Below are 23,732 nucleotides of genomic sequence, written 5' to 3' on the forward strand. Positions count from 1 at the left end.
CATGACGATGCGTCCAGGAACGGAGCGGAAGCTCCTCGACGCCGCGGAGGAGCTGTTCTTCACGCGGGGCATCGCCGCGACCCCGATCGACGCCGTCCTCGAACGCGCCGGGGTCTCCGCCGCCACGCTCTACCGCGGGTACGCCAGCAAGGAAGCCCTGGTCGCCGCAGCGCTCGAACGGCGGCACGACGAGTGGCTGCGGGTGTGGGACGACGCCGTCGCAGATGCGCCCGACGACCGGGGCCGGCTGCTGGCGGTCTTCGACGCGCTCGACGACTTCCGGTCGACGCCGACCGGGTCGCGGTGGTGCGCCTTCCTCGGCACGGCGTCGGAGTACGCGGATCCGCCCGACGAGATCACGGTCGTCCTGCACCACGAGACCGCCACGCTGCGGTCGCGCCTCCGGCAGGCTGCGGTGCCGTTGGTCGGGCCGGAGGAGGCCGACGTCCTCGCCGACCGACTGCTCCTCGTGGTGTCCGGGGCACTGGCGATGCGCCTCCGGGGCGGCGCCGGCGACACCGCGACGGCCCGCGCGGTGGCCGCCGCGCTGCTCCCCTGAGCGCTGCCGACAGCACGAGACGCTGCCGACAGCACGAGACGCCACCGGATCCGGCGGCGTCTCGTGGACATGCGGGCGTCTCGCAGCGCGGGACGACGGCGCAGCGAGCGGCGACCGCTCAGTCGCGGACGAACTGCTCGATCGCGACGTCACCGGTGTTGACGCGGAAGGTCTTGCCGACCGACGCGTCGTCGTGCAGGGCTGCGGCGACCAGTGCGGCGACGTCCCCGCGGGCGATGCTGGAGGACGGGTCGGCGGTCTCGACGGACCCGGTCGGCTCGTCGTCGGTCAGGGTGCTCGGGGCGACGATCGTCCAGTCGAGGGCCGAGTCGCGGAGGACCGCGTCGGCGATGGTCTTCGCCTCGGCGTAGGCGAAGAAGTCGTCGTCCTCGGGGACGCCGTGGCCGAGGCCCGCGTCCGACCAGGAGACCAGGACGAATCGCTGGACGTCCGCCTGGAGCGCGGCGTGCATGGAGCGGATCGCGGCGTCCCGGTCGACGGCCCAGGTGCGCTCGGCGGAACCCCCACCCGCCCCTGCTGCCCAGACGATCGCGTCGTGTCCGCGGACCAGGTCGGTGAGCCCGGCGATGTCGAGCTGCTCGATGTCCGCGACGACGGGCTCCGCACCGGTGCCGCGGACGTCGTCCTGCTGCTCGGCCTTGCGGATGACCGACGAGACGGTGTCGCCGCGGGCCGTCAGGAGCTGCGCGGTGAGGAGGGCGACGCGACCGTGGCCGCCGAGGATGATGACGTTGCTCATGGTCTGGACGGTACGCGCGGGGCCTGACGACGGGGTGGTCGGCGATGGGCCGGGAGGGTCGTCCACCGCTCCCGCGCACGTCCTTCGGGCAGGATGGCCGGCATGGGCAGCGACGAGGGGACGGCCGCGGTCGGACGGGGCAGCGCGGCGGGCGCGGCACGGACGGCGGTCGCGTCCGCCGTCTGGGGCCCCACGGCCCCGACGTACCGGCGGTACGAGCGGCGGTCTGCGGTCGGCACGGGCGAGGCGGTGTGGGAGCGGGCCTCCCGGTCGGTGCTCCGCTGGGGCGTGAAGACGCGCAGCGGCTTCTCGGTGCCCGACGACACGGAGGCGCGACCGGGTCAGCGGCTGGACGTGCGCTTCCCGATCGGGCTGGTCGTCGTGCGGGAGCCCGTCGAGGTCGTCGAGGTCGTGCGCACCGCCGACCGTGTCGGGTTCGCCTACCGGACGCTGCCCGGCCACCCGGTCGACGGCGAGGAGGCCTTCGTCGTCACCCGTGAGGGCGACGCCGTGTGGTTGACGCTGCGCTCCCTGACCCGGCCGTCCACGACTCGCCACTGGGCGCTCGTGTTCCCGCTGCTCCGGGTCGCGCAGGTCGTCGTCCGCTGGCGCTACCGGCGGGCACTGCGCTGACCGGCCCGGCTCGCTGACCGATCCGGCCCGCCGCCCGGTCCGACTCGGCCGAGCCCGGCCCGCAACGCGATGCGCGGAACGCGCGTGACCCCCGCTCGGGAAGCGCGGTGCGCCCCGTCGCGAGTCGCGGATCCACGAACGCGTTCGTGTCCCGCCGGACGGCTGTCGTAGCGTCGCAGACACCAGGACGAACATCATCCCGAGTGCCCCGACATCCCCCGCGATCTGCGGTGGCCTGTACGCAGCGGTCGCCCTGGTCGACACGGGACCGTCCGAGGTCCCTGCAGAGGAGGCGAAGCTCATGCCCGCCACCATCACCGCCATCCCGACACCTCTCGCCGGAGGCCCGGCCGTTCGCCGCCCGAGGCGCACCGAGACCTTCTCCGAGGTCCGCGAGGCGACCCGCCGCCGGATCCTGACCGCCAGCGCGCTCGTCGCCGGCCTCGCCGCCGTCACCGCGTTCACGCTCGCCGTGATCGCCCTGGTGGTCGCCTCGTGATCACCGCCGCAACAGCGCCGTACGACACCGTCGCGCTGACCGAACCCATCGACATGACCGCGCTGCTGCGCGAACAGGAGGCCCCCCGTGCGTGACTCCACCATGATGCAGGAACTCCGCTCCGACCCCCTGGAGTGGCACCGACGAGGCATGTCCTCGCCCGTCGAGATCGACCGGATCGTGATCAGCCGACTCGGCATCGGCGTCAGCACCGACCCCACGTACGCCGAGTTCTTCCAGGCCGTCGCGTGAACGCCCTCCAGCAGGGGAACGCCCGTGTGACGGCCGACGCCACCGGGCTGACGGCCGACCACCGGGTCGTCTGGGCACGACTGGGCCGGCTCGAGGCGCTGTGCGCCGAGCGATCTGCTCACGGCACCGCCCTCCGCACCTCGACGACGACCATCTGACGTGGGCGTCGACGTCGAGCAGGCACCGCACCGCTGGGACCGTGCTCGCGTCGTCGACGCCGCTGACCGGGTCTTCACCGCCGAGGGGGCCGTCGGTCTCGACCACGCCGCCATCGCGACGCTCGCCGGGGCAGACCAAGCCACGGTCCGTGCGCTCTTCCCGGAACGGATCGACGTCGTCGTCGCCGTGCTCGAGCACCGCCACGAGCGGTGGAACGACGGTCTCGCCGCCGCCGCCGTCGGGGCTGCCGACGCCCGGGACGAGATCCTGACGGTCTTCGCACACCTCGAGTCCTGCTTCGAGGACGAGTCATGGACCGGATGTGCCTTCATCAACGGCTACGGCGAGCTCGGGCGCTCCGAGTCGCGCGTCGCCGCCCTGGCTCACGAGCACCTGCGCGGCATCGAGGCCCACCTGCACGCGCTCGCCGGTCGGGCAGGACTGCCCCTGCACGTCGCCGACGCGTTGTCGCTGCTCGTCGAGGGCGCCAAGGTCGAGGCTGCGATCCACCGCACGACCCGTCCGGCGCGCTCCGCCCGGCTCGCCGCGGCGACGTTGATGACGGCCTACGCGCCGAACGCGCACACCGACTTCATCTGAGCCCTGCCGGACCGACGGTCGGGAGGCACGGCCTCCTCCCGTCGACCGGTGCCGCCACGAGTTGGCCGGGTCAGTCCGCTACCGGACCCCGCGCCGAGCGCTCGAGGGTGGCCATCGGGGTCTCGCCCACCTCGGCCACGTACTGCTGCGCGAAGCGACCGAGGTGCGCGAAGCCCCACCCCGCGGCCACTTCGCGGACGGTGACGGCGGTCGGCTCGGAGGCGAGCAGCTCCTGTCGCACCCGGTCCAGGCGCACCTGCCGGATGTAGGCGTTCGGCGTGGTTTGCAGGTCCCGCTGGAACGCCTCCTGCAGTGCACGCAGGCTCACGTCAAGGTGTCGTGCCAGCGAGCTCGTCGTGATCGGCATCCGGGCGTGGTCGTTGACGTACTCGACGGCTGCGCGGACGTGCACCGACAGTGCCGTGCCTTCGGGGCTCCGGCGTGCCGGGCGCTGCTGCGGGTACATCTCGAGCAGGGACGCCGCGGCCAGCCGTGCCATCTCGGCGTGCAGCAGACGGCCTGGCGTGCCGTCACGCAGGGTGTGCGAGATGAGCGACACCGTGTTGTGCCAGGTCCGGACGGACTGGTCGGACGGTGGTGTCGTGTGGTCGAAGCGCAGGCCGGCGGTCAGGTCCGCACCCTGCTCGGCCGCGACGCGTTCGACGACCTCACGGGACAGGTGCACGAGCCGCTGCTCGTAGTCCTCCATGCTGAACGAGAACGTGCGCTCGGGCAGCAGCGGCACCGGGACGCCCGGTTCCATGTCGAGGACGCTGCCCCCGGTGTCGAGCCGGGAGGACCCGGACTGCAGCCACTGGACGATGACGGCGTCCGACGGCGGCAGTTCCCCGTCGACGTGTCCGGCGAACTGGGCGATGTGCAGCGACATCGTGCTGTCGCCGAGTGCCGCGTACCGGAACGAGAACGGGGTCGCGACGGGCTCGACGCGGAGTTCCGCGCCGTAGAGGTCCGCGATGAAGGTCGCGGCCTCCCCGAGGTCCGTCCCCGTCACGTCGAGACGCACCGGCTTCGCGTCGTCGATCGGCATCACGCGAAGCATCCCACGACAGCCGTCCCCCATGGCAGTCCGGTGTCCGGGAACCGCCACGGGGGACCGACCGAGCGCGTCCTCCGGAGCATCGGTGACCAGGGTCAGCCGCGGATGGCCTCGGCCAGCTTCACCCGGCCACCGGTGCGGAGCAGCGCGTTCTCGTAGACCCGGGCACCGAGGAGCACCACGACGAGGGCGGACGCTGCGACGACGACCAGCGAGAGCACGGGCTCCCACCACTCGGCCGTCCCCAGGAAGATCCGGACCGGCATGCCGATCGGGGCGCTGAACGGCACGTACGACATGATGCCGAGGATCGTCGGGTCGTCCGCGGCGAACACGATGAGGAAGTACGGGATCATCAGCAGCATCATCACCGGGGTGGTCACGCTGCCGACGTCCTCCTGACGGGACACCAGGGCCGCCGACGCCGCGAACAGCGCCGCGATGAGGACGAACCCGACCGCGAAGAACCCGACGAACCACAGCGCGCTCGGGCCGAGCAGCGTGAAGAGGTTGTCCTGGCCGGTCACCGCGAGTGCGACGGCGGCGGCGATCGCGATCGCCACGATCTGTCCGAGGGCCATCGCGCTGTTGCCGATCACCTTCCCCGCGAGCAGTGCCCGTGCGGGGATCGCCGCCATCAGGATCTCGACGACCCGGGTGGACTTCTCCTCCACCACGCTCTGCGCGATCGACTGTCCGAACGTCACGGCCGAGGCGAAGAAGACCACGCCGAACGCGATCCCCACCAGGGACACCAGCCCGGGCGGCAGCGCACCGGGGTCGAGCAGGTCGACCTCGGGGGAGACGCTGAGCGCCTGCACGACGTCGGTCGGCGCGCTGTCGAGTCCGACGACCCGGAAGCCGAGCTGTCCGCCGTCGGGGACGATCGCGGCGTCCACCTCGCCGCCGCGCACGAGCTGCTCGGCGGATGCGCGGTCAGTGGTCCGCGTGACGTCGAGCCCGTCGGAGCTCGGCAGGCTCACACCGCTGACCACGGCGACCGGGGTCGTCGCGTTCGCCGCTGACTTGCCGACGATGCCCGCGATGACGATGCCGGCCACGACCATCACGAGCAGGATCGCCGCGGAGACGACGAACGCCTTGCTGCGGAGCCGGGCCTGGATCTCCCGCACGGTGACGAGCCGGACCGCGTCGACGGTGCTGCGCTGGACGACGCTCATCGGACGACCTCCGTGAAGACCTCGCTGAGACGGGGGACCCGCGGACCGAACGACGCCACCGCGCCCCGGCCGACCGCGCGCTGCAGGACGGCCTGGGCGACGGACTCGTCCGCTTCGAACAGGGCGTAGCCGCCGTCGAACTCCCGGATGGTGACGCCCGGTTCGTCGCGGAGCCAGGCGACGTCGTCCGCCACCAGGAGCTCCCACGCCGCCGGTCCCGCCTTCCGTCGGAGTTCGTCCTGCGGCCCGGCCGCCCGGATGCGACCGCCCGCGATCACGACGACGTCGTCGCAGAGCCGCTCGACCACGTCGAGCTGGTGGCTGGAGAACAGCACCGGCACGCCGTCCGCCGCGGTCTCACGGAGGACGCCGAGGACCGTGTCGACGGCCATCGGGTCGAGGCCCGAGAACGGCTCGTCGAGCACCAGGACCTCGGGCCGGTGGGCCAAGGCGGCAGCGACCTGCACGCGCTGCTGGTTGCCGAGCGAGAGCTTCTCCACCGGGTCGCCGGCGTGTACGCCGAGTTCGAGCCGCTCGAGCAGCTCCGTGGTCCGCGCCGTCGCGGTCCGGCGGTCGACACCGTGCAGCCGCGCCAGGTACGTGACCTGCTCGGCCACCGGCATCTTCGGGTACAGGCCGCGTTCCTCGGGCATGTACCCGAACCGACGCCGGTCGGCCGGGCCGATCGGGACGCCGTCGATGGCGACCGTGCCGCTGTCGGCGTCCAGCACGCCGAGCATGATGCGCATGGTGGTGGTCTTGCCGGCGCCGTTGCCTCCGACGAACCCGGTCAACCGGCCCCGACCGACCGTGAAGCCGACGTCGTCGAGCACGCGGCGCTCGCCGAAGTGCTTGGTCACTCCCTCGATGCTGAGCATGGCGGGTCCCTTCCGCAGCGACCGTCGCTGCGCCTCCGACGGTACGAGGGCGGGTGGGGTCGGCGCCTCCGGCACGAGACGGGGATCGTCGCCCGGGCTCCTCCGCCATGCGGGGGAGACGGTCCCTTCCGCGAGACGCAACGTGGGCGGTTCCGCGCAACGGAACACCCTTGCGCCGTGCCGCCGACGTTGCGTCTTGCGGGGGAGGGCTCAGTCGCCGGAGCGGACCACGCCGTTCTCGTACGCCCACACCACGGCCTGGATCCGGTCCCGCACGCCGAGCTTCTGCAGCACGTTCGACACGTGGGTCTTCACGGTCGCGTCCCCGACGAAGAGCAGTCGGGCGATCTCGGCGTTGCTCAGTCCGCGCCCGAGCAGCCGGAGCACCTCGGTCTCGCGCTCGGTCAGGCCGGCCACCGGATCAGCACCGGGTCCCGCGTGCACGCCGTCGGTCGCGGGCGCGGTCACCGGCGCCACCACCGGCGCGCTCGCGCTCGTCGCACGGCTGATCACCCGTCGGGTCACGTCCGGGGAGAGCAGGGCGTCCCCGGCGGCGACCGTGCGCACCGCCTCGATGAGCTTCTCGGGGGAGGCGTTCTTCAGCAGGAACCCGCTGGCCCCGGCGGCGAGGGCGTCGAACAGGTACTCGTCGGTGTCGAACGTCGTCAGCACGAGCACCGCCGGCGGGTCGTCGGTGGCGGTGATGCGCCGAGCGGCCTCGAGCCCGTCGACGCCGGGCATCTGCACGTCGAGGCAGACGACGTCCGGCCGGTGGGCGGCGACGGCGGCCACGGCTGCGGCGCCGTCGGCGGCTTCGGCCACGACCTGCACACCCGGTTCCGATTCCAGGATCACCCGGAAACCGGCCCGCACCAGGTCCTGGTCGTCGGCCAGGACCACCCGGATCACGCCGTCGGCAGCCATGCCCGCACCAGGTAGCCGCCGCGGGCACGGGGCCCGATCTCGATCCGTCCGCCGACCGCGGCGACGCGCTCGCGCATGCCGACGTGGCCGAGTCCGCTGCCCGCGGTCGACCGGGAGGCCCGAGCCCCGGCCCCGGTGTCCGTCACTTCGAGCTCGAGGCCGTCCGGCAGGTACCGCAGCCGCAGGTCGGCGCGGGCGTCGTGCCCCGCGTGCTTGAGGACGTTCGTCACGGCCTCCTGCGCGATCCGGTAGGCGACCGCCGCGACGGTCGGCGGAACGGGTCGGACGTCACCGACGACGCTGAAGCCGGTGTCGTGTCCGGCGGTCGTCGCGGCCGCGGCCAGTTCCGGCAGCCGCGCGAGTCCCTCGGTGCTCGGCGCGTCGGCGGGCAGCGTGTGACCGTCCGCATCGGTCTGCCGGAGGGTGCCGAGCATCCGCCGCAGTTCCTCCACCGCGGTCCGGGCGCTGTCCTCGACGACCCCGAGGGACGCCGCGGCCTGCACCGGGTCGCGGTCGATCACCCGTCGGGCGGCGCCGGCCTGCACGCCCATCAGGGACACGTGGTGGGCGACGACGTCATGGAGCTCGCGGGCGATGCGGACCCGTTCGAGGGCGACCGCCTGCGCCGCGGACCGCTCCCGCTCGGCGGCCAGTTCGACCGTGCGCTCGTCGAGGTCGTGCTTGGCGACCGCGGCCGTCCACGCCCGGTTGCCGGAGTACCAGGCGGCGCCGAAGTACACCAGGTTGATGATGATCGACAGCAGCGAGTTCGCCACGAACGGCGGGATCACCGAGTCGCCGTCGCCCGGCAGCGCGCTCGGCACCGACCACCGGAACACGATCGCCAGGAACACCCACGCGAACATGCCGAGGATGAGGACCCACCGCACCGCCTCGGCGCGGACCCGGTCCGAGCACCAGGCGCCGACCGTGTACAGGGCGATGAAGAGCGTGAAGTTGACGAACAGCCCTTCGGGCACCCGCAGGAGCTGGGTCGCGGCGAACGCCAGCGCGGCGACCACGGCGACCGACATCGGGAAGCGCCGCCGGACCGCGAGTGGTCCGGCGTTCGCGACGACCATGAGCGCCGACACCCACCAGGGAGCCGGGTCGTCGTAGAGGCCGATCGCGCCGTAGAGGGTCATCGACACGGTCAGGGCGGCGGCGAGCACGAGCGCCAGGACCACGTCCTGTCGGTGTTCGCGCCGCCCCACCGGCAGTCGCGACCACTCCTCGCCCCGCGCCGGGCCGTGCCCGGCGGTCACCCCCGTGCCCGTCATGAAGACCACGGTAGCGGCTCACGTCGGCCGGGCCGCCGAAGCGATCCCGACCTGTGGACGGCGGTCCGGGAACGGCCGTCTGTGGAGGGTGACGGACGGGAGGCGGTGGTGCGGGCCTCCCGTCCGTCACCCGCGCAGTGGGATCAGCGGTAGGCGCGCTCGTACGGTGCGGGCTTGTACGGCAGGTCCACCCGGAGCGCCTGCGCGGCACGGATCGGGAAGTTCGGGTCGCGCAGGGCACCACGACCGACGAGGACCACGTCAGCCTGCCCGAGGGCGACGATCTGCTCGGCCTGGAACGGGTCGTCGATCATCCCGACGGCCGCGACCGGCACGCCCGTGGCCTGCCGGATCGCGGTCGCGAACGGCAGCTGGTAGCCGGGACCGACCGGGATCGGGGCGTTCTGGACGTTGCCGCCGGTCGACACCGAGACCAGGTCCACGCCGTGCTCGCCGAGCCAGGCGGACAGCTGCTCGGACTCGGCGAGGTCCCAGCCGCCCTCGACCCAGTCGGTCGCGGACAGGCGGACGACGAGGGGGACGTCCTCGCCGACCTCGGCCCGGACGGCGTCGACGGTCTCGAGCAGCGCACGGGCGCGGTTCTCGAGCGAGCCGCCGTACTGGTCGGTGCGCTCGTTCGACAGGGGCGACAGGAACTCGTGCAGCAGGTACCCGTGGGCGCCGTGCAGCTCGAGCAGGTCGAAGCCGGCGTCGACCGCGCGACGGGCGGCGGCCGCGAAGGCCCGGACCACCTCCGCGATGCCCTCGACGGTCAGCTCGGTGGGGACGTGCAGCCCCGGGAACGCGATCGGCGACGGGCCGACCGGCTGCCAGCCGCCCTGCTCCGGCGCGACGTTGCCGCCACCCGCGGTGGGACCCCACTCGCGGCTGGTGGAGGCCTTGCGGCCGGCGTGCGCGAGCTGGATGCCGGCGACGGCGCCCTGGCTGTGGATGAAGTCGGTGATCGGGCGGAACGCGTCGCGCTGCTCGTCGTTCCAGAGGCCCAGGTCCTGCGGGCTGATCCGGCCCTCGGGGACGACGCCGGTGGCCTCGACGACCACCGCGCCGGCACCGCCGCGGGCCAGGCCGCCGAGGTGCACGAGGTGCCAGGGGGTGGGGACGCCGTCCTGCGCCTCGACCATGTACTGGCACATCGGCGGGATCCAGACGCGGTTCCGGATCTCGAGTCCGCGGAGGGTGATGGGGTCGAAGAGTGCGTGGGTCACGCGGGTCCTTCCCGGTTGTTCGGTTCGTGGGCCTGTCCACAGTACGACTGTCGTCGTACCGATTGCCCGGGAAGGTCGCCGCGGGGCCTCAACCGCAGTACTCGTACGGCGGCCGCGGGTCGTCGCCGACCCACACCCCGGTCACGAGTTCCCCGCCTTCGTCCATCTCGAATGTCACCGACCGGTCGCCGTCACGGACGCTCCAGTAGGCGAACGCGGGGGACGAGTCGTCGCCGTACCCCGGGGTCCGGGTGAGGTCCGGGTACGCGGCCCGGAGCTGGTCGATGCTGTTCCCCCGGCCCATCCCGGCCGCGGTGGTCAGGCCGCTCGCGTCGACACCGACGACCTTCCCGCCCGCCTGCACGACGATGACGTGCAGGTCACCGGAGTCGAAGAACCCCACGTTCGGGTTCGGGCAGTCGCCGTTCGTCTGCGGCAGGACGGGTTCGACCTCGTCCACCACGTCCTGGTACGAGCTGCCGATGGTGATCGGCCCGACCCCCGCGCCGCTCACGACCCAGGAGCCCGGCCCGACCCGGTCGGACGAGAGCCCGGCGATGGTGGCCGGCAGCAGGCCCGAGGTCGGGAAGTTGACCTGGTCGATCGTGATCCACCGACCGTCGCTGTCCCACCACGAGGTCTCGGCACCGACGAAGTCCGGGTCCGCCGCATCCGGCAGCCGGCAGACCGTGCCACCGTCACCCGGCGCGCAGTCTGCGCCCGCGGCGCGGAGCCCGTCTTCGCGCTCAGCGAGAGCGGTGGCGGAGGCACTGCCGATGGTGACGTGGACGCTGCCGACGTCCGTGCGTGGCTGCGCCCAGTGACAGTCGAGCCACGTGGCGGCCGTCCAGGTGCCGCCGGAGTACGTGGTCGACGCGGGTTCCGGAACGGTCGTCCCGTCCGGGTGCGCGGGTGTCTGGGCGAGTGGCGTCGCGCCGAAGAACCGCTGCCGGTCCGCGTCCGAGTAGAGCGCCCGGCAGTCGTCCGGGTACCGAGACGGTGCCGCGGCGCTCGATGCGGACGGCCTCGGAGCAGGGGTGTCGACGACCGGCGCCGACGCCGGAGTGCTCGCGGGCACCGAGGGCTCGGCGGTCGGGCTCGGCGCCGGGGCGGCCTGCTGGACCTGCGGGACGACGGCGAGGGCGACGGCGCCACCGGCCGTGCCGAGGGCGAGGAGGGCGACGGTGGCGATGACGATGCGGCTGCGATGCCGCCGCGGCTCCGGGTGCCGCTCCTCGGCGTGCTCGAGGACGGTCTGCTTCATCGAGACGAGCATCCGCTGCAGGTCGTCTCCGGTGGGGGGCTCAGTGTTCATCGTGCGTCACCGCCTTCTTCAGTCGTGCTCGGGAGCGGGACACCCGCTGGGTCACGGCACCGACGCTCAGCTCGAGCATCGCGGCCGCCTCGGTGTACGAGTGGCCCTCGATCAGGCACAGCTCGCAGATCCGCCGGTCGAGCGGCGTGAGCGCGTCGATCTCGTCACGGACCCACCGGAGGCGCTCACGGGCCTCCTGGTCGGCCTCCGGCACGGCGAGCTCGGCCGGCAGCTCGTCGGCCGCTCGTCCGGCGATCGCCCGCGCCTGGTTCCGCGCGTGGTTCCGGCACACCACCAGCAGCCAGGGGAGGAGCGCACGGGTCGACAGCTGCAGGGTGTCGGCCTTCTGCCAGAGCGTCAGGAACGTGTCCTGGACGAGCTCCTCGACGTCCTGCCTGCTGCCGGCCAGCGCCCACGCGTACCGGGTGAGCGTCGGTGCGAACCGGTCGAACGCGTCCGCCAGCGCGGCGCGGTCCCCACCCGCCAGTCGTCGGGTGAGGGCGACGTCTGCGTCGGTGTCGGTCTCGGTGTCCACGGTGCCTCCTTCACTACAGCAATGTCGAGGGAGCGGCGATCCTGACGAAGTCGTGTCCAGCGGATCCGCGTCCTCCAGCGGTGACGCGGTCCAGCGCCCACGGTTGGCGCGCTCCTGCGCCCACGGCCGACGCGGTCCTGTGCCCACGGACGACGCGGTCCTGTGCGCGGGGTCGGCGGAACGGCACTACGCTCGGACGCGGCCCGCGACGCGATGCTGCGCCAGGTCTGCGGGCCGTCCAGCTCTGGCGTCCAGGAGGACCGAAGTGACCGATTCCGCACCCGTCGACCCCACATCGACCGCAGGATGGAAGCAGCTCGACGGCATCGCCGCCGGCTTCTCCCCGGACCTCCGGGGGTGGTTCGACGCCGACCCCGGTCGTGCCGAGAAGTACACCTTCCAGGCCGCGGACCTGACGGTCGACCTGTCGAAGGGCCTGGTGACCGAAGAGGTCCTGCAGGCACTGCTGCAGGTCGCCGAGGACACCGGCGTCGCCGAGCGCTACCAGGCGATGATCTCCGGTGAGCGCATCAACGTCACCGAGGACCGCGCCGTCCTGCACACCGCGCTCCGCCGGCCGAAGGCGACCGAGGGCCTGGTCCCCGCCGCACCCCTCACGGTCGACGGACAGGACGTCGACGCCGACGTGCACGCCACGCTCGACAAGGTCTACGGCTTCGCCGAGCAGGTCCGTTCCGGCGCCTGGACGGGCGTCACCGGCAAGCGCATCGAGACCGTCGTCAACATCGGCATCGGTGGGTCCGACCTCGGCCCCGTCATGGTCTACGAAGCCCTCAAGCCGTACGTGCAGCAGGGGCTCGAGGTGCGCTTCGTCTCGAACATCGACCCCGCCGACATCCACGAGAAGACCGCTGGCCTCGACCCCGAGACCACGCTCTTCATCGTCGCGTCGAAGACCTTCGGCACCCTCGAGACCCTGACGAACGCCCGTCTCGCGCGCCAGTGGCTCTGGTCGGAACTCGGCCTGTCCGACGCCGGCGACGACGAGAAGAAGGACGCCGTCGCGAAGCACTTCGTCGCCGTGTCCACCGCGCTCGACAAGGTCGCCGCGTTCGGCATCGACCCGGAGAACGCCTTCGGCTTCTGGGACTGGGTCGGCGGCCGCTACTCGGTCGACTCCGCCATCGGCACCAGCGTCGTCATCGCGATCGGCAAGGAGAACTGGGAGCAGTTCCTCGCCGGTTTCCACGCCATCGACGAGCACATGCGCACCACCCCGCTCGCGCAGAACGTCCCGGTCCTGATGGGCCTGCTCAACGTCTGGTACACGAACTTCCTCGGCGCCCAGAGCCACGCGGTGCTGCCGTACACGCAGTACCTGCACCGCTTCCCGGCCTACCTGCAGCAGCTCACGATGGAGTCGAACGGCAAGCGCGTCCGCTGGGACGGCTCGGACGTCGTCACCGACACCGGAGAGGTCTTCTGGGGCGAGCCCGGCACGAACGGCCAGCACGCGTTCTACCAGCTCATCCACCAGGGCACCCGGCTGATCCCGGCCGACTTCATCACGGTCGCCAAGCCCGCGCACGCCCTGCAGGACCTGTCCGGCGACGGCAAGGCCGTACAGCCCGGCCAGGACGTCCACTCCTTGTTCCTGGCGAACTTCTTCGCGCAGTCCAAGGCGCTGGCGTTCGGCAAGACCGCTGACGAAGTCCGCGCCGAGGGCACCACCGACGAGATGATCGTCGCGGCCCGCACCTTCACCGGCAACAAGCCGTCGACGTCCATCCTGGCGCCGGAGCTCACCCCGAGCGTCCTCGGCCAGCTGATCGCCCTCTACGAGCACATCGTGTTCACAGAGGGCACCATCTGGGGCATCGACTCGTTCGACCAGTGGGGTGTCGAGCTCGGCAAGCAGCTGGCGCTGCAGGTCGCCCCGGCGGTCGACGGTGACCAGGACGCCCTGGACGCGCAGGACTCCTCGACGAAGGCGCTCATCGCCAAGTACCTCGAGCTGCGCGGCTGATCCGACGCACCTGACACGAGAGGCCCCGTCGCTCCGGCGACGGGGCCTCTCGCGCGGTGTGGAGCCGGGGTGTCAGTGCCGCCGCACCAGCACCACCGAGTCCTCGAGCGTCGCCGGACTGCCGTCCGGCGCGGCGACGTGCCGCGTGCGGAGCTCGGCGACCTCGATTGTCCACCGGTCGTCCAGCGCGAGCTGCTCGACCTGTTCCGCCGGCCCGACCAGGGGCTCGGCGTGCGCGTGCTCCCCGTGCGACGCCCACGACGGCGAGCCCGCGTGCCCGACGACGACCAGATGGCCGCCCGGCGCCACGAGCCGCGTCGCCCGTCGCAGCACCGCGCTCCGCGGGAACGACACCGACGAGTGCAGGAACGACGCCGCGACGAGGTCGAACCGGTCGTCGGTGTCCCAGGCGGCCAGATCGGCCTGCACCCAGGTCACCCGGTCGCCCAGTCCGACGCGCTCGGCCTCGGTCCGGCCGCGGGCGAGGGCGTTGGTGGCGATGTCGACGGCGGTGACGTGCCACCCCTGCGCCGCCAGCCACAGTGCGTCGCCACCCTCACCGCTGCCGAGGTCGAGCGCGCGGAGCGGATGATCCGAGCGAGTGGGGGAGAGCGGGGCCACCGTGTCGACGAGCGAGGCGTTCGGCGCCCCGGACCAGATCGGGGCGTCACCGTAACGGGCGGTCCAGAAGGCCTCGGCATCCGCGCCGGGAGCGGGTCGTGCGGTCATCCCGGCAGCTTCGCACCGGTGCTCGGGGACGGCCAGTACGATTGCCGGATCGGCAACGGCGACGACGTTCCCGGGGTCCGTCCGGCGCAGTCGCAACGGAGACCCAGCATCGATACGGAAGTATGTGCAAGTGACGATCATGACCGAGCGGCCTCAGCAGGACACTCCGAGCGCCGAGACGGAGCGACCCGGCAACGCGACCGTCCGTTTCCAGAACGCCGCGATCCTCGCCGTGGAGACCACCGTCGCCGAGCGCGTGACCACGTCCGCGGACATCGAGGAGAAGCTCCGCGGTGTGCTCCGCCGGCTCCGCCTGCCGATGGGGCTGCTCGAACGCGTCGCCGGGGTGCGGGAGCGCCGCAACTGGGGCGAGGACCAGTCCTTCCAGACCGCCGCGATCGACGCCGGACGTCGGGCGATGGCGGCCGCGGGCATCCAGCCGGAGGACGTCGGCCTGCTCATCAACACGTCGGTGACCCGTCCGCACCTCGAGCCCTCGGTGGCCGTGCGGCTGCACCACGGCCTCGGCCTGCCGACGTCGGCGATCAACTTCGACATCGCGAACGCCTGCCTCGGCTTCGTCAACGCGATGAGCGTCGCCGCCGGCATGATCGACTCCGGTCAGATCAAGTACGCGCTGATCGTGGACGGCGAGGACGCCGACCAGGTACAGCTGAACACGATCGACCGCCTGAACCAGGGCGGCCGGAACCGCAAGGACTTCATGAGCGAGTTCGCCAGCCTGACGCTCGGCTCCGGCGCTGCCGCTGCCGTGCTCGGCCCGGCGGACCTGCACCCGGCCGGCCACCGGATCGTCGGCGGCGTCACCCGCGCGGCGACCCAGTGGTACGACCTGTGCGTCGGCAGCGTCGACGGCATGTTCACGGACGCGAAGATGCTGCTCAAGGGCGGCATGGAGCTCGTCGTCGCCGCCTGGAACGAGGCCCGTGCCCACTTCGACTGGGCCGACATGGACCGCTACGTCCTGCACCAGGTCTCGGACGTGCACACGAACGCCTTCGTCCAGGCCATCGGTGTCGAGCGTGACAAGGTCCCGACCACCTACGAGCGCTTCGGCAACGTCGGCCCGGCGTCGATCCCGATCACCCTCGCGGACGAGGTCACCCGTGGCTCCATCCGCCCCGGAGACCGCGTGTTCCTCGGCGGTGTCGGCTCCGGCATCAACACGGCGATGATGGAACTGCGCTGGTGACACCGCGGTTGCCGCGCGCCGCCGCGACCACGGCTCCGGCGACGCTCCCGCCGCCCCTGCCCGGACTCGACCCGGCCTGGTCCCGCCTCGTCACGGTCCCCGCGACTCCTGACCGCTCGGGAGGCCCGGCCCGCCCGGCGCGGACCTGGCACCTCCTCGACACGGCCGCGTCCCTGGCGGAGCTCGGCGTCGAGCCCGTCGGCACGCTGCTCTGCGTGCACGGCAACCCGACCTGGTCCTACCTGTGGCGCTCGGTCGTCGCGCGGTCCCTCGAGGTCGCCGCTGCCGGCGGTCCGGTCTGGCGCGTCGTCGCCGTCGACCAGCTCGGCATGGGCTTCTCGGAGCGCACGGGTGTCGACCACCGCCTGGCGGACCGGGTCGCCGAACTCGGCGCCCTGACCGACGAACTCGGGCTCGCGGGTCCCGTCGTCACGCTCGGCCACGACTGGGGCGGCGTCGTCTCCCTCGGCTGGGCCGTGGACCACCCGGACCTCGTCGTCGCGGTGACGACCTGCAACACCGCCGTGCACCAGCCGGAGGACGCGCCGATCCCGGCGCCGCTCCGCCTGGCGCTCCGTCCCGAGCTGCTCGGCCGGGCCACCGTCGTCACGCCAGCGTTCATCGAGACCACCCTGGCGATCGCGCACCCGCGGCTCGACCGAGCGACCGCCGACGCCTACCGTGCGCCGTACCGCGGTGCCGCACGGCGGGGCGCCGTCGGCGGCTTCGTCGCGGACATCCCCGTCGACGCCACCCACCCGAGCGCTCGCGAGCTCGACCGGATCGCGGCGGGCGTCGCGGCGCTGGACGTCCCCGCCCTGCTCCTCTGGGGCCCGCGCGACCCGGTGTTCCTCGAGCGCTACCTCGACGACCTCGCCGCACGGCTGCCGCAGGCCGACGTGCACCGGTTCGAAGGCGCGGGACACCTGCTGCCGGACGACGCCGACGTCGCCGGGACGGTGTTCGACTGGCTCGGTGACCACCTGCCGGACGGTGTCGTGCCCACCTCGGCCGCACCGGGCCGCCCGGCCGACGACGTCGCCAGCACGGCTGACGCCAGCGCCGACCGGGCGGAGCACGCGCACCACCCGCTCTGGACGCACCTGACCGGACTCCACGACAGCGACGAGCCCGCCCTGGTGGAGATGGCCGCACCCGGCGGCACCCGGACGATCAGCTGGCGGCTGCTCGCCCGGCGCATCGACGAGGTCGCCGCCGGGCTCGTCGACCTCGGCGTCCGACCCGGCGACCGGGTGTCGCTCCTGGTCACTCCCGGCGCGGACCTGACCGCCGCCCTGTACGCCTGCGTCCGGATCGGCGCGGTCGTCGTCGTCGCGGACGCCGGACTCGGCCTCGGCGGGCTGACCCGCGCCGTCCGCGGCGCCCGTCCGGACTGGATCATCGGCGCCCTGCCCGGACTCGCAGCCGCGCGCGCTCTCGGCTGGCCCGGGCGTCGGATCGCGACCCTGGCGCTCCCCGCACCGGCACGCCGGGCCCTGCGGGTCGAGCACACCCTGGCCGCCGTGGCCCGCCGCGGGGCCGCACGGCTGGCTGCCGGAGCCGCACTGCCGTCCGCGCCCGTCTCCGACGCTCCGGCAGCGGTCCTCTTCACCTCCGGGTCGACCGGACCGGCGAAGGGCGTCGTCTACACGCACGGCCAGCTCGGCGCGGTGCGGGACGCCCTCGCCGGTCAGTACGGCGTCGGCGTCGGCACCGGCCTGGTGGCGGGCTTCGCACCGTTCGCACTCCTCGGCCCGGCCCTCGGCGCCCGTTCGGTCGCACCCGACATGGACGTCACCGCGCCCAGGACGCTGACCGCACGAGCGGTCGCCGACGCGGTGGTCGCAGCGGACGCCACCGTGGTGTTCCTCTCCCCGGCGGCCCTGGCGAACGTCGTCGCGACGGCGTCGGCCCTCACCGACGACGACCGGCGGGCACTCGGTCGCGTGCGGCTGTTCCTGTCGGCGGGTGCCCCGGTGTCGGCAGCGCTGCTCACCGCGGCGACCGAGCTGATGCCGAACGCCAGTGCGCACACCCCCTACGGCATGACCGAGGGGCTGCTGATGACGGACGTCGACCTGGACGGTGTCCGCGCGGCCGCGTCCGGTGACGGCGCGACGTCGGCAGTCGGCATCTGCGTCGGCCGACCGGCTGCGTCGGTGCGAGTGCGGATCGCCTCGCTCGACGCCGACGGCCGCGCGACCGGAGCACTCACTGAGACGCCGGACGTCACCGGCGAGATCGTCGTCGTCGCCCCGCACGTGCGCGACCACTACGACCGGCTCTGGCGAGCCGACCGGGCTTCGCGTCTCGGCGTCGACGACCCGCGCGGCCACCGGACGGGCGACGTCGGGCACCTCGACGCGTCCGGCCAGCTCTGGGTCGAGGGTCGCATGCAGCACGTCGTCACCACCGCGGACGGCGTCGTCACGCCGGTCGGCCCCGAACAGCGCATCGAGCGGGTGGACGGCATCGGCCGTGTCGGCATCGCCGGCATCGGCCCGGCCGGCACGCAGCAGGTCGTCGCCGTCGTCGAGACCGTCCCCGCCGCTCGTCGTCCCGGCCTCGCGGAGCCCGCACTCGCCGAGCGCGTCCGCGCCGCGGCCGGGGTGCCGGTCGCGGCGGTCCTCGTCGTCCCGGTGCTGCCGACGGACATCCGACACAACTCCAAGGTCGACCGGGCCCGACTGTCCCGCTGGGCGTCGTCGGTGCTCTCCGGGGGACGGATGACCCGCCCGTGAGGGTCCTGGTCACCGGCGCGAGCGGCTTCCTGGGTCGTGCGGTCGCCACTGCCGTGCGGGACGCCGGGCACGAGGTCCGGACGTTCCAGCGCCGGCCCTCCCGTGTCGAGGGTGTCACCGACTCGCTCGGCACGATGACCGATGCGGCCGCGGTCCGTTCCGCGGTCGTGGGTGTCGAGGCGGTCGTGCACCTCGCCGCCAAGGTGTCGCTCGCCGGGGACCCCGCCGACTTCGAGCGGATCAACGTCGACGGGACGCGCGTCCTGCTCGCCGCAGCACGCGAGGCCGGAGCCACACGCTTCGTGTTCGTCTCGTCGCCCTCCGTCGCGCACACCGGGACGTCCATCGCCGGTGACGACGCCACCCCCGCCGTCCCCGAGACCGCCCGTGGCGACTACGCCCGGACGAAGGCCGCCGCCGAGCGCCTGGCACTGGGTGCCGACGCCCCCGGCTTCGCGGTCGTCGCCGTCCGCCCGCACCTGGTGTGGGGGCCGGGTGACGAGCAGCTCGTCGGCCGGATCGTCGACCGGGCCCGCAGCGGACGCCTGCCGGTCCTGGACTCCGGCGCCGCCCTGATCGACACCTGCTACGTCGACAACGCCGCGACCGCGATGGTCGCCGCGCTGCACCGCGCTGAGGACGTGCACGGCCAGGCGTACGTCGTGACGAACGGGGAACCCCGCCCGGTCGGCGAGCTCCTCGCCGGCATCTGCACGGCCTCCGGCGTCTCCGCACCCCGCCGACACGTGCCCGCCGCGCTCGCCCGGTTCGCCGGGTCCACCGTGGAGGCCGTGTGGCGCGTCCGCCCCGGCACCGACGAGCCGCCGATGACGCGGTTCCTCGCCGAACAGCTCTCGACGGCGCACTGGTTCGACCAGCGCCGCACCCGGGCGGACCTCCGGTGGTCGCCGTCGGTGTCGATCGACGAGGGACTGCGCGCGCTGGCCGCCGCCGCACACTGACCGCGGCGGGGCGCGGCGCGCCGTGGTGCCGGCCCGTCCGGGACGGTGCACACGCGCGCCGGTGGCGTGACACGGGTACCGTTCCCGGGGTGCGCGACCTCCGGAGCCTGCCCGCGACCATCGGCCTGGCCGTCGCGCTCGTCGTGATGACCGCCGCGGTGCTCGTCCCCGGTCTGACCGGGTGGGACGTGCACGTCCGGTACTTCCCGCCACTGCACGCCTCGTGGGAGCCGCGCATCGGTCCCGGGACGGTCCCGGCCGTACTGCTGGCGCTGCTCGCGGTCGTCGCCGCGCCCCGACTGACAGCACGGCTGCGCTGGCCGCGGCTGCTGCTCCTCGGGTACGCCGTCACCGTGGCGTGGTTCGCCGCCCTGGCGCTGGTGGACGGCACCGACGGCGTCGGGCGCATCCTGGACACCGGCTACGAGTACATGGACACCGCTCGCGACGTCGCCGGTCGGCCGTTCGCCGAGACGCTCGACGGTTACATCCCGCGGATCGTCGGCGGCCCGGGCAAGTGGCCGGTGCACATCGCCGGACACCCGCCGGGCGCACTCCTGTTCTACGTGGTCCTCGTCCGGATCGGCGTCACCACGGGTCTCGCTGCCGGGTGGGTCACGCTGCTCGTCGCGGCGACGACGCCGGTCGCCGTGCTGCTCACCCTCCGCCTGCTCGGTGCCGGATCCGCGGCTCGCCGGGCAGCGCCCTTCCTGGTGCTCGGGCCCGCGGCGGTGTGGTCGGCGGTGTCCGCGGACGCGGTGTTCGCCGCCGTCGGGGCATGGGCCGCGTGCCTGCTGGCCGTGGCGGCGTCGAGCAGGACCCGGACCGCGACCGCGGGGTGGGGGATCGGCGCCGGACTGCTGTTCGGGTACGCCGTGATGATGTCCTACGGCCTGCCGTTGCTCGGGGTCCTCGCCGTCGCGGTGCTGCTCGCCGCCCGCAACTGGCGACCGTTCGTCTGGGCGGTCGGGGGTGCGGTCGCCGTCGTCGGGGGCTTCGCCCTCTGGGGCTTCGCGTGGTGGCAGGCGTACCCGGTCCTCCGTGTGCGCTACTACGCCGGCGTGGCGCACAACCGGCCGATCACGTACTGGGCCTGGGGCAACCTGGGCGCGTTCGGATTCAGCGCCGGGCCCCTGGCCGGTGCGGCCGTGGCGCAGACCGTCGCGGTGACCGCCCGGACGGTGCGCGGAGCCGCGGGCGGGATCAGGGCATGGTCCCGCCTGCCGAGACCGGTCGTCGTGCCCGTCCTGCTGTCGCTCGCCGGGATCGCGATGGTGTTCCTCGCCGACGCGTCCGGGATGAGCAAGGCCGAGGTCGAGCGCATCTGGTTGCCCTTCGCACCCTGGGTCCTCGTCGGTACCGCGCTGCTGCCTGCCCGCTGGCGTCGAGTGGGTCTGGCGGTCCAGGTGCTGGCCGCACTCCTGGTGCAGCACACGCTCGACACCGGGTGGTGACCGCGCTGCCCGCCGAGCGTCCGGGTGGGCAGGACCTGAGCGGTCGGCGATCGTCACCCGTAGCGTTGACGGCATGACCACCTCTGTGCTCGTCGCCGGCGCGACCGGTGACCTCGGTTCGCGCATCGTCCGCGAACTCCTGCTCCTCGACACGCACGTGCGGGTCCTGACGCGCGGGGGATCGAACCGCGCGGCCGAGCAGTTCGCCGACCAGGACCGGGTCGAGGTCGTCGTCGCCGACTACACCGACCGGGCCGCACTGCTCCGGGCGCTCGAGGGCGTCGAGGTCGTGGTCTCGGCCGTCAGCGGCACCCGCTCGGTCATCGTCGACGCCCAGCGCGCCCTGCTCGCAGCCGCGGTCGACGCCGGTGTGCAGCGGTTCGTGCCGTCCGACTACGCGGCCGACTACCGCTCGGTCACCCCGGGGACCAACCGCAACTTCGAGCTCCGCCGTGAGTTCGCCGCTGACGTCGACGCCGCGTCGATCCGTGCGACGTCGGTGCTCAACGGTGCCTTCGCCGACATGCTCACGGGGCAGGCGCCGCTGGTGCTGTTCGACCGGCAGCGCGTGCTGTTCTGGTCCTCGCCGGACCAGGTGCTCGACTTCACGACGAAGGACGACGTCGCGTGGGTCACCGCGCGGGCGGCGCTCGACGATGACGCCCCGCGGGTCGTCGAGGTGGCGGGGGACCGGGTGACCTCCAGGGAACTGGCGGACACGCTGTCCCGGCTCACCGGACGGACGTTCCGGCTGCAGTGGGCCGGGACCACGGGCCTCCTGTCCGCGATGGCCCGCACCGGACGGCGACTGTCCTCGACCGAGGACGAGACGTTCCCTGCATGGCAGGGGATGCAGTACTTCGTGAGCATGTTCAGCGGCGAAGCCGAGCTGCGGCACGTGCGCAACGACCGCTACGGCCCCCACGACTACACGTCGGTGCGGGACGTGCTGGCGGCGCACCTCGGGGTCTGACCGCGAGGTCCGGGGTCGCCGAGACGCCGCCGGGCTGTCGAGACGCCGCCGTGTCGTCGAGACGCCGCTGGGAACGGCGGCGTCTCGACGTCGTGGCGGCGTCTCGTGGCGGCGTCTCCTGTCCGGGTGTCCCACGGCCGGGAGGCCCGCACCACGTCGGTCGTCCGGGGTACCGTCGTCGCATGGACCGTTCCGAGATCCTCGCGGCCGCAGCAGCGGCCCACGCCGCCCGCATCGCCGCCGTGGGCGGGGACGACACCGCCGCGCGTGACCGCGCCGAGGCGGCCTCGGCTGCGCCGGCACCCGAGCGTCGTCGGTCCGCGGACGCCGAGCGCGCCGCGGAGTCCGGCCGCGCCGCCGACCGCACCGAGGGCGCACTCTCGGACTGGCGTCGGATGGGCACCCGTCGCGGGGTCACGCCGGACGCACAGGTCCGGAGTGCGTGGACGGTGACCGGCATCCCGGAGCAGGGGGACGCCCGGGCCTTCGCGAACGTGCTGCTCTCCACCGCGGGGCACGCCGGCCGGGTCGCCGACGCCGCGCGACGCAACGAGCGGCTGACCGGTGCGGCACGCGCTGCGGCGCGACGGACGGTCCGCCGCTACACGGACCACGGCGCCGGCATGTCGGCCCTCGGCGACGTCCTCGACGCCGGACCGGTCGGGCACCACGGACCGGTCGGGCACGACGGACCGGTCGGGCACGACGGGTCGGCGGGGCACGACGGGTCGGCGGGGCACGACGGGTCGGTCGGGCACGACGGGTCGGCGGGGCACGACGGGTCGGCCGGGCGAGACGACACGACCGGACGCTGACGTCCGCTCGGCCTCAGCGTCGGAACGGGTCCAGGTTGAGCACGGTGTCCTCGTAGAGGTACTGCTGGTCGCCGTAGACCGTGACGTCCGGGTTCAGCCAGACCAGGTCCTTCACCGAGAGTCCGAAACGGCTCGCCACGGCGCCGATGAGGTCCTCCGACGCGATCCGGTAGGCGGTCGGGGCGCCGTCGGGCGAGCCCTCGCTGCTCGACTTGCCGGTGGCGTTCGGCCGGGCTCCGCCGTCGACCGGGTGCACGTTCGTGGTGCGCGCCGGTACCGACCACCGGACGGGCTGCACGGCGAGCACCTTGCCGGGCCCGATCTCGACGGGGAGGTCCGGGCTGGCCGAGGCCGCCGCCGAGTAGACGACGATCGTGCCGAGCCAGGACGGGTCTGCGCGGCCGGGGTCGAGCGCCGTCGAGGCGGGTGCTGCCGCTGCGCCGGGGCCGCCGCCGAGGGTGGTGTCGCCGACGCCGTGCCAGGTGATCCCGTCGCCGACCGACGGCGGCGTCTCGAGGAACGTGGTCGCGACGGGGACCGGCAGGGTCGAGGCGAAACCGGTCCACTGCGCGGTGGGGGTGCCGTCCGCGCCGACGACGACGCGGTAGTGGAACCGGACGCTCCCCTTCGGTGAGACGACGTCGGCCTCGCTGAGGACGCTGCCGACCGGGATCGGCGAGACGGTGGGGTCCGGCGCTGCGGCCTCGGTCGGGACGGCCGTCGGTGTTCGCGGAGAGGCGGACTCGGAGATGCGGCGGGCCTCGGCGCTCGCGCTCGGGTCGGCCTGGGGTGTGCGCGGAGCGGCGCTGGCGGAACTCCGCTGCGGCGCGGGGAACTCGTCCGACCCGCGGAGCAGCGAGCAGCTGGCCGCGGCGGTCGTGACCACGACGGCGAGCACGAGTGCTGCCGTCAGTCTGCGGCTGTTCCCCTGGAGTCCGTTCCCGTGGTGCATGGTCCCCCTGCGCTCGTCCCCTGTGATCCGTGTCGTGCGTGATGGATC

At 73.4% G+C, this 23,732-nt stretch carries 24 protein-coding genes; 13 read left to right on the top strand and 11 right to left on the bottom strand.

The genetic code is table 11. The annotated features are described in order from the left end of the window. Position 1: 1 nt before the first annotated feature. Complete coding sequence (locus DEJ25_RS04800) at positions 2–559, top strand: TetR/AcrR family transcriptional regulator (protein WP_110904200.1); 558 nt, start codon at positions 2–4, stop codon at positions 557–559. Positions 560–677: 118 nt separating this feature from the next. Here the strand turns inward: DEJ25_RS04800 and DEJ25_RS04805 are convergent, their stop codons facing one another. Further along, on the bottom strand, positions 678–1,319 hold the full coding sequence (locus DEJ25_RS04805; protein ID WP_110904201.1) for an NAD(P)H-binding protein: 642 nt from the start codon (positions 1,317–1,319) through the stop codon (positions 678–680). 102 nt (positions 1,320–1,421) lie between these two features. Between DEJ25_RS04805 and DEJ25_RS04810 the strand changes: the two genes are divergently transcribed. The 5 genes from DEJ25_RS04810 to DEJ25_RS04820 all read left to right on the top strand — a co-directional run bounded on the left by DEJ25_RS04810 (position 1,422) and on the right by DEJ25_RS04820 (position 3,462). After that, positions 1,422–1,952, top strand: coding sequence for a DUF1990 family protein (locus tag DEJ25_RS04810; protein ID WP_111043956.1), 531 nt, complete (start codon positions 1,422–1,424; stop codon positions 1,950–1,952). Between the two features lie 301 nt (positions 1,953–2,253). Then, complete coding sequence (locus DEJ25_RS04815; RefSeq protein WP_111043957.1) at positions 2,254–2,451, top strand: hypothetical protein; 198 nt, start codon at positions 2,254–2,256, stop codon at positions 2,449–2,451. Between the two features lie 87 nt (positions 2,452–2,538). Next, positions 2,539–2,703 (top strand): hypothetical protein, encoded by a 165-nt coding sequence (locus DEJ25_RS16585; RefSeq protein WP_181421611.1) that lies wholly within the window; start codon positions 2,539–2,541, stop codon positions 2,701–2,703. Beyond that, complete coding sequence (locus DEJ25_RS16590; RefSeq protein ID WP_181421612.1) at positions 2,700–2,861, top strand: hypothetical protein; 162 nt, start codon at positions 2,700–2,702, stop codon at positions 2,859–2,861. The genes DEJ25_RS16585 and DEJ25_RS16590 overlap by 4 nt, the downstream gene beginning before the upstream one ends. A 1-nt stretch (position 2,862) precedes the next feature. Then, on the top strand, positions 2,863–3,462 hold the full coding sequence (locus tag DEJ25_RS04820) for a TetR/AcrR family transcriptional regulator (protein ID WP_110904204.1): 600 nt from the start codon (positions 2,863–2,865) through the stop codon (positions 3,460–3,462). Between the two features lie 70 nt (positions 3,463–3,532). Here the strand turns inward: DEJ25_RS04820 and DEJ25_RS04825 are convergent, their stop codons facing one another. The 8 genes from DEJ25_RS04825 to DEJ25_RS04860 form a co-directional block, all read right to left on the bottom strand. Then, positions 3,533–4,510: an AraC family transcriptional regulator gene (locus DEJ25_RS04825; protein ID WP_181421613.1), complete on the bottom strand. Its 978-nt coding sequence runs from the start codon at positions 4,508–4,510 to the stop codon at positions 3,533–3,535. A 104-nt stretch (positions 4,511–4,614) separates the two neighbouring features. Continuing rightward, a complete protein-coding gene (locus DEJ25_RS04830; protein ID WP_111043959.1) occupies positions 4,615–5,700 on the bottom strand; it encodes an ABC transporter permease in 1,086 nt (361 codons plus the stop codon). Next, a complete protein-coding gene (locus DEJ25_RS04835; RefSeq protein ID WP_111044089.1) occupies positions 5,697–6,578 on the bottom strand; it encodes an ABC transporter ATP-binding protein in 882 nt (293 codons plus the stop codon). Before DEJ25_RS04835 ends, DEJ25_RS04830 begins: the two co-directional genes overlap by 4 nt. A 210-nt stretch (positions 6,579–6,788) precedes the next feature. Then, positions 6,789–7,502, bottom strand: coding sequence for a response regulator transcription factor (locus DEJ25_RS04840; protein ID WP_111043960.1), 714 nt, complete (start codon positions 7,500–7,502; stop codon positions 6,789–6,791). Continuing rightward, positions 7,484–8,782 carry a sensor histidine kinase gene (locus DEJ25_RS04845; RefSeq protein WP_146240616.1) on the bottom strand — a complete coding sequence of 433 codons (1,299 nt, stop codon included), beginning with the start codon at positions 8,780–8,782 and terminating at the stop codon, positions 7,484–7,486. Before DEJ25_RS04845 ends, DEJ25_RS04840 begins: the two co-directional genes overlap by 19 nt. Before the next feature lie 143 nt (positions 8,783–8,925). Continuing rightward, positions 8,926–10,008, bottom strand: a complete 1,083-nt coding sequence (locus DEJ25_RS04850) for an NADH:flavin oxidoreductase/NADH oxidase (RefSeq protein ID WP_111043962.1) — start codon at positions 10,006–10,008, stop codon at positions 8,926–8,928. A gap of 88 nt (positions 10,009–10,096) precedes the next feature. Next, complete coding sequence (locus DEJ25_RS04855) at positions 10,097–11,323, bottom strand: hypothetical protein (protein ID WP_146240617.1); 1,227 nt, start codon at positions 11,321–11,323, stop codon at positions 10,097–10,099. Continuing rightward, complete coding sequence (locus DEJ25_RS04860) at positions 11,313–11,858, bottom strand: RNA polymerase sigma factor (RefSeq protein ID WP_111043964.1); 546 nt, start codon at positions 11,856–11,858, stop codon at positions 11,313–11,315. The genes DEJ25_RS04855 and DEJ25_RS04860 overlap by 11 nt, the downstream gene beginning before the upstream one ends. Positions 11,859–12,123: 265 nt before the next feature. Here DEJ25_RS04860 and pgi point away from each other — a divergent pair, with 265 nt between their 5' ends. Further along, positions 12,124–13,845 carry a glucose-6-phosphate isomerase gene (gene pgi, locus DEJ25_RS04865; protein WP_110904212.1) on the top strand — a complete coding sequence of 574 codons (1,722 nt, stop codon included), beginning with the start codon at positions 12,124–12,126 and terminating at the stop codon, positions 13,843–13,845. Between the two features lie 72 nt (positions 13,846–13,917). Here the strand turns inward: pgi and DEJ25_RS04870 are convergent, their stop codons facing one another. After that, entirely contained in the window at positions 13,918–14,574 is a 657-nt protein-coding gene (locus DEJ25_RS04870) for a cyclopropane-fatty-acyl-phospholipid synthase family protein (RefSeq protein ID WP_110904226.1), read from the bottom strand. Between the two features lie 139 nt (positions 14,575–14,713). Between DEJ25_RS04870 and DEJ25_RS04875 the strand changes: the two genes are divergently transcribed. The 6 genes from DEJ25_RS04875 to DEJ25_RS04900 all read left to right on the top strand — a co-directional run bounded on the left by DEJ25_RS04875 (position 14,714) and on the right by DEJ25_RS04900 (position 22,732). Next, positions 14,714–15,787, top strand: coding sequence for a 3-oxoacyl-ACP synthase III (locus DEJ25_RS04875; RefSeq protein ID WP_110904227.1), 1,074 nt, complete (start codon positions 14,714–14,716; stop codon positions 15,785–15,787). Beyond that, positions 15,784–18,528, top strand: a complete 2,745-nt coding sequence (locus DEJ25_RS04880) for an alpha/beta fold hydrolase (protein ID WP_258366418.1) — start codon at positions 15,784–15,786, stop codon at positions 18,526–18,528. The genes DEJ25_RS04875 and DEJ25_RS04880 overlap by 4 nt, the downstream gene beginning before the upstream one ends. Further along, positions 18,525–19,490 carry an NAD(P)-dependent oxidoreductase gene (locus tag DEJ25_RS04885; RefSeq protein WP_111043965.1) on the top strand — a complete coding sequence of 322 codons (966 nt, stop codon included), beginning with the start codon at positions 18,525–18,527 and terminating at the stop codon, positions 19,488–19,490. Before DEJ25_RS04880 ends, DEJ25_RS04885 begins: the two co-directional genes overlap by 4 nt. 89 nt (positions 19,491–19,579) lie before the next feature. Beyond that, positions 19,580–20,944: a hypothetical protein gene (locus tag DEJ25_RS04890; protein WP_220033167.1), complete on the top strand. Its 1,365-nt coding sequence runs from the start codon at positions 19,580–19,582 to the stop codon at positions 20,942–20,944. A 73-nt stretch (positions 20,945–21,017) separates the two neighbouring features. Beyond that, a complete protein-coding gene (locus DEJ25_RS04895) occupies positions 21,018–21,917 on the top strand; it encodes an NmrA family NAD(P)-binding protein (protein WP_111043966.1) in 900 nt (299 codons plus the stop codon). A 182-nt stretch (positions 21,918–22,099) separates the two neighbouring features. Next, positions 22,100–22,732, top strand: coding sequence for a collagen-like protein (locus DEJ25_RS04900; protein ID WP_146240618.1), 633 nt, complete (start codon positions 22,100–22,102; stop codon positions 22,730–22,732). 13 nt (positions 22,733–22,745) lie between these two features. Here DEJ25_RS04900 and DEJ25_RS04905 read toward each other — a convergent pair whose 3' ends face one another. Next, positions 22,746–23,684, bottom strand: coding sequence for a LysM domain-containing protein (locus tag DEJ25_RS04905; RefSeq protein ID WP_111043967.1), 939 nt, complete (start codon positions 23,682–23,684; stop codon positions 22,746–22,748). Positions 23,685–23,732: the final 48 nt, after the last annotated feature.

The sequence above is a fragment of the Curtobacterium sp. MCPF17_011 genome (assembly GCF_003234145.1).
Lineage (GTDB): Bacteria > Actinomycetota > Actinomycetes > Actinomycetales > Microbacteriaceae > Curtobacterium.

Coding starts and splice junctions, on each gene's coding strand:
- DEJ25_RS04800 (WP_110904200.1), top strand. CDS start 2: ATGACGATGCGTCCAGGAACGGAGCGGAAGCTCCTCGACGCCGCGGAG.
- DEJ25_RS04805 (WP_110904201.1), bottom strand. CDS start 1,319: ATGAGCAACGTCATCATCCTCGGCGGCCACGGTCGCGTCGCCCTCCTC.
- DEJ25_RS04810 (WP_111043956.1), top strand. CDS start 1,422: ATGGGCAGCGACGAGGGGACGGCCGCGGTCGGACGGGGCAGCGCGGCG.
- DEJ25_RS04815 (WP_111043957.1), top strand. CDS start 2,254: ATGCCCGCCACCATCACCGCCATCCCGACACCTCTCGCCGGAGGCCCG.
- DEJ25_RS04825 (WP_181421613.1), bottom strand. CDS start 4,510: ATGCCGATCGACGACGCGAAGCCGGTGCGTCTCGACGTGACGGGGACG.
- DEJ25_RS04830 (WP_111043959.1), bottom strand. CDS start 5,700: ATGAGCGTCGTCCAGCGCAGCACCGTCGACGCGGTCCGGCTCGTCACC.
- DEJ25_RS04835 (WP_111044089.1), bottom strand. CDS start 6,578: ATGCTCAGCATCGAGGGAGTGACCAAGCACTTCGGCGAGCGCCGCGTG.
- DEJ25_RS04840 (WP_111043960.1), bottom strand. CDS start 7,502: ATGGCTGCCGACGGCGTGATCCGGGTGGTCCTGGCCGACGACCAGGAC.
- DEJ25_RS04845 (WP_146240616.1), bottom strand. CDS start 8,782: ATGACGGGCACGGGGGTGACCGCCGGGCACGGCCCGGCGCGGGGCGAG.
- DEJ25_RS04855 (WP_146240617.1), bottom strand. CDS start 11,323: ATGAACACTGAGCCCCCCACCGGAGACGACCTGCAGCGGATGCTCGTC.
- DEJ25_RS04870 (WP_110904226.1), bottom strand. CDS start 14,574: ATGACCGCACGACCCGCTCCCGGCGCGGATGCCGAGGCCTTCTGGACC.
- DEJ25_RS04875 (WP_110904227.1), top strand. CDS start 14,714: ATGACCGAGCGGCCTCAGCAGGACACTCCGAGCGCCGAGACGGAGCGA.
- DEJ25_RS04895 (WP_111043966.1), top strand. CDS start 21,018: ATGACCACCTCTGTGCTCGTCGCCGGCGCGACCGGTGACCTCGGTTCG.
- DEJ25_RS04900 (WP_146240618.1), top strand. CDS start 22,100: ATGGACCGTTCCGAGATCCTCGCGGCCGCAGCAGCGGCCCACGCCGCC.
- DEJ25_RS04905 (WP_111043967.1), bottom strand. CDS start 23,684: ATGCACCACGGGAACGGACTCCAGGGGAACAGCCGCAGACTGACGGCA.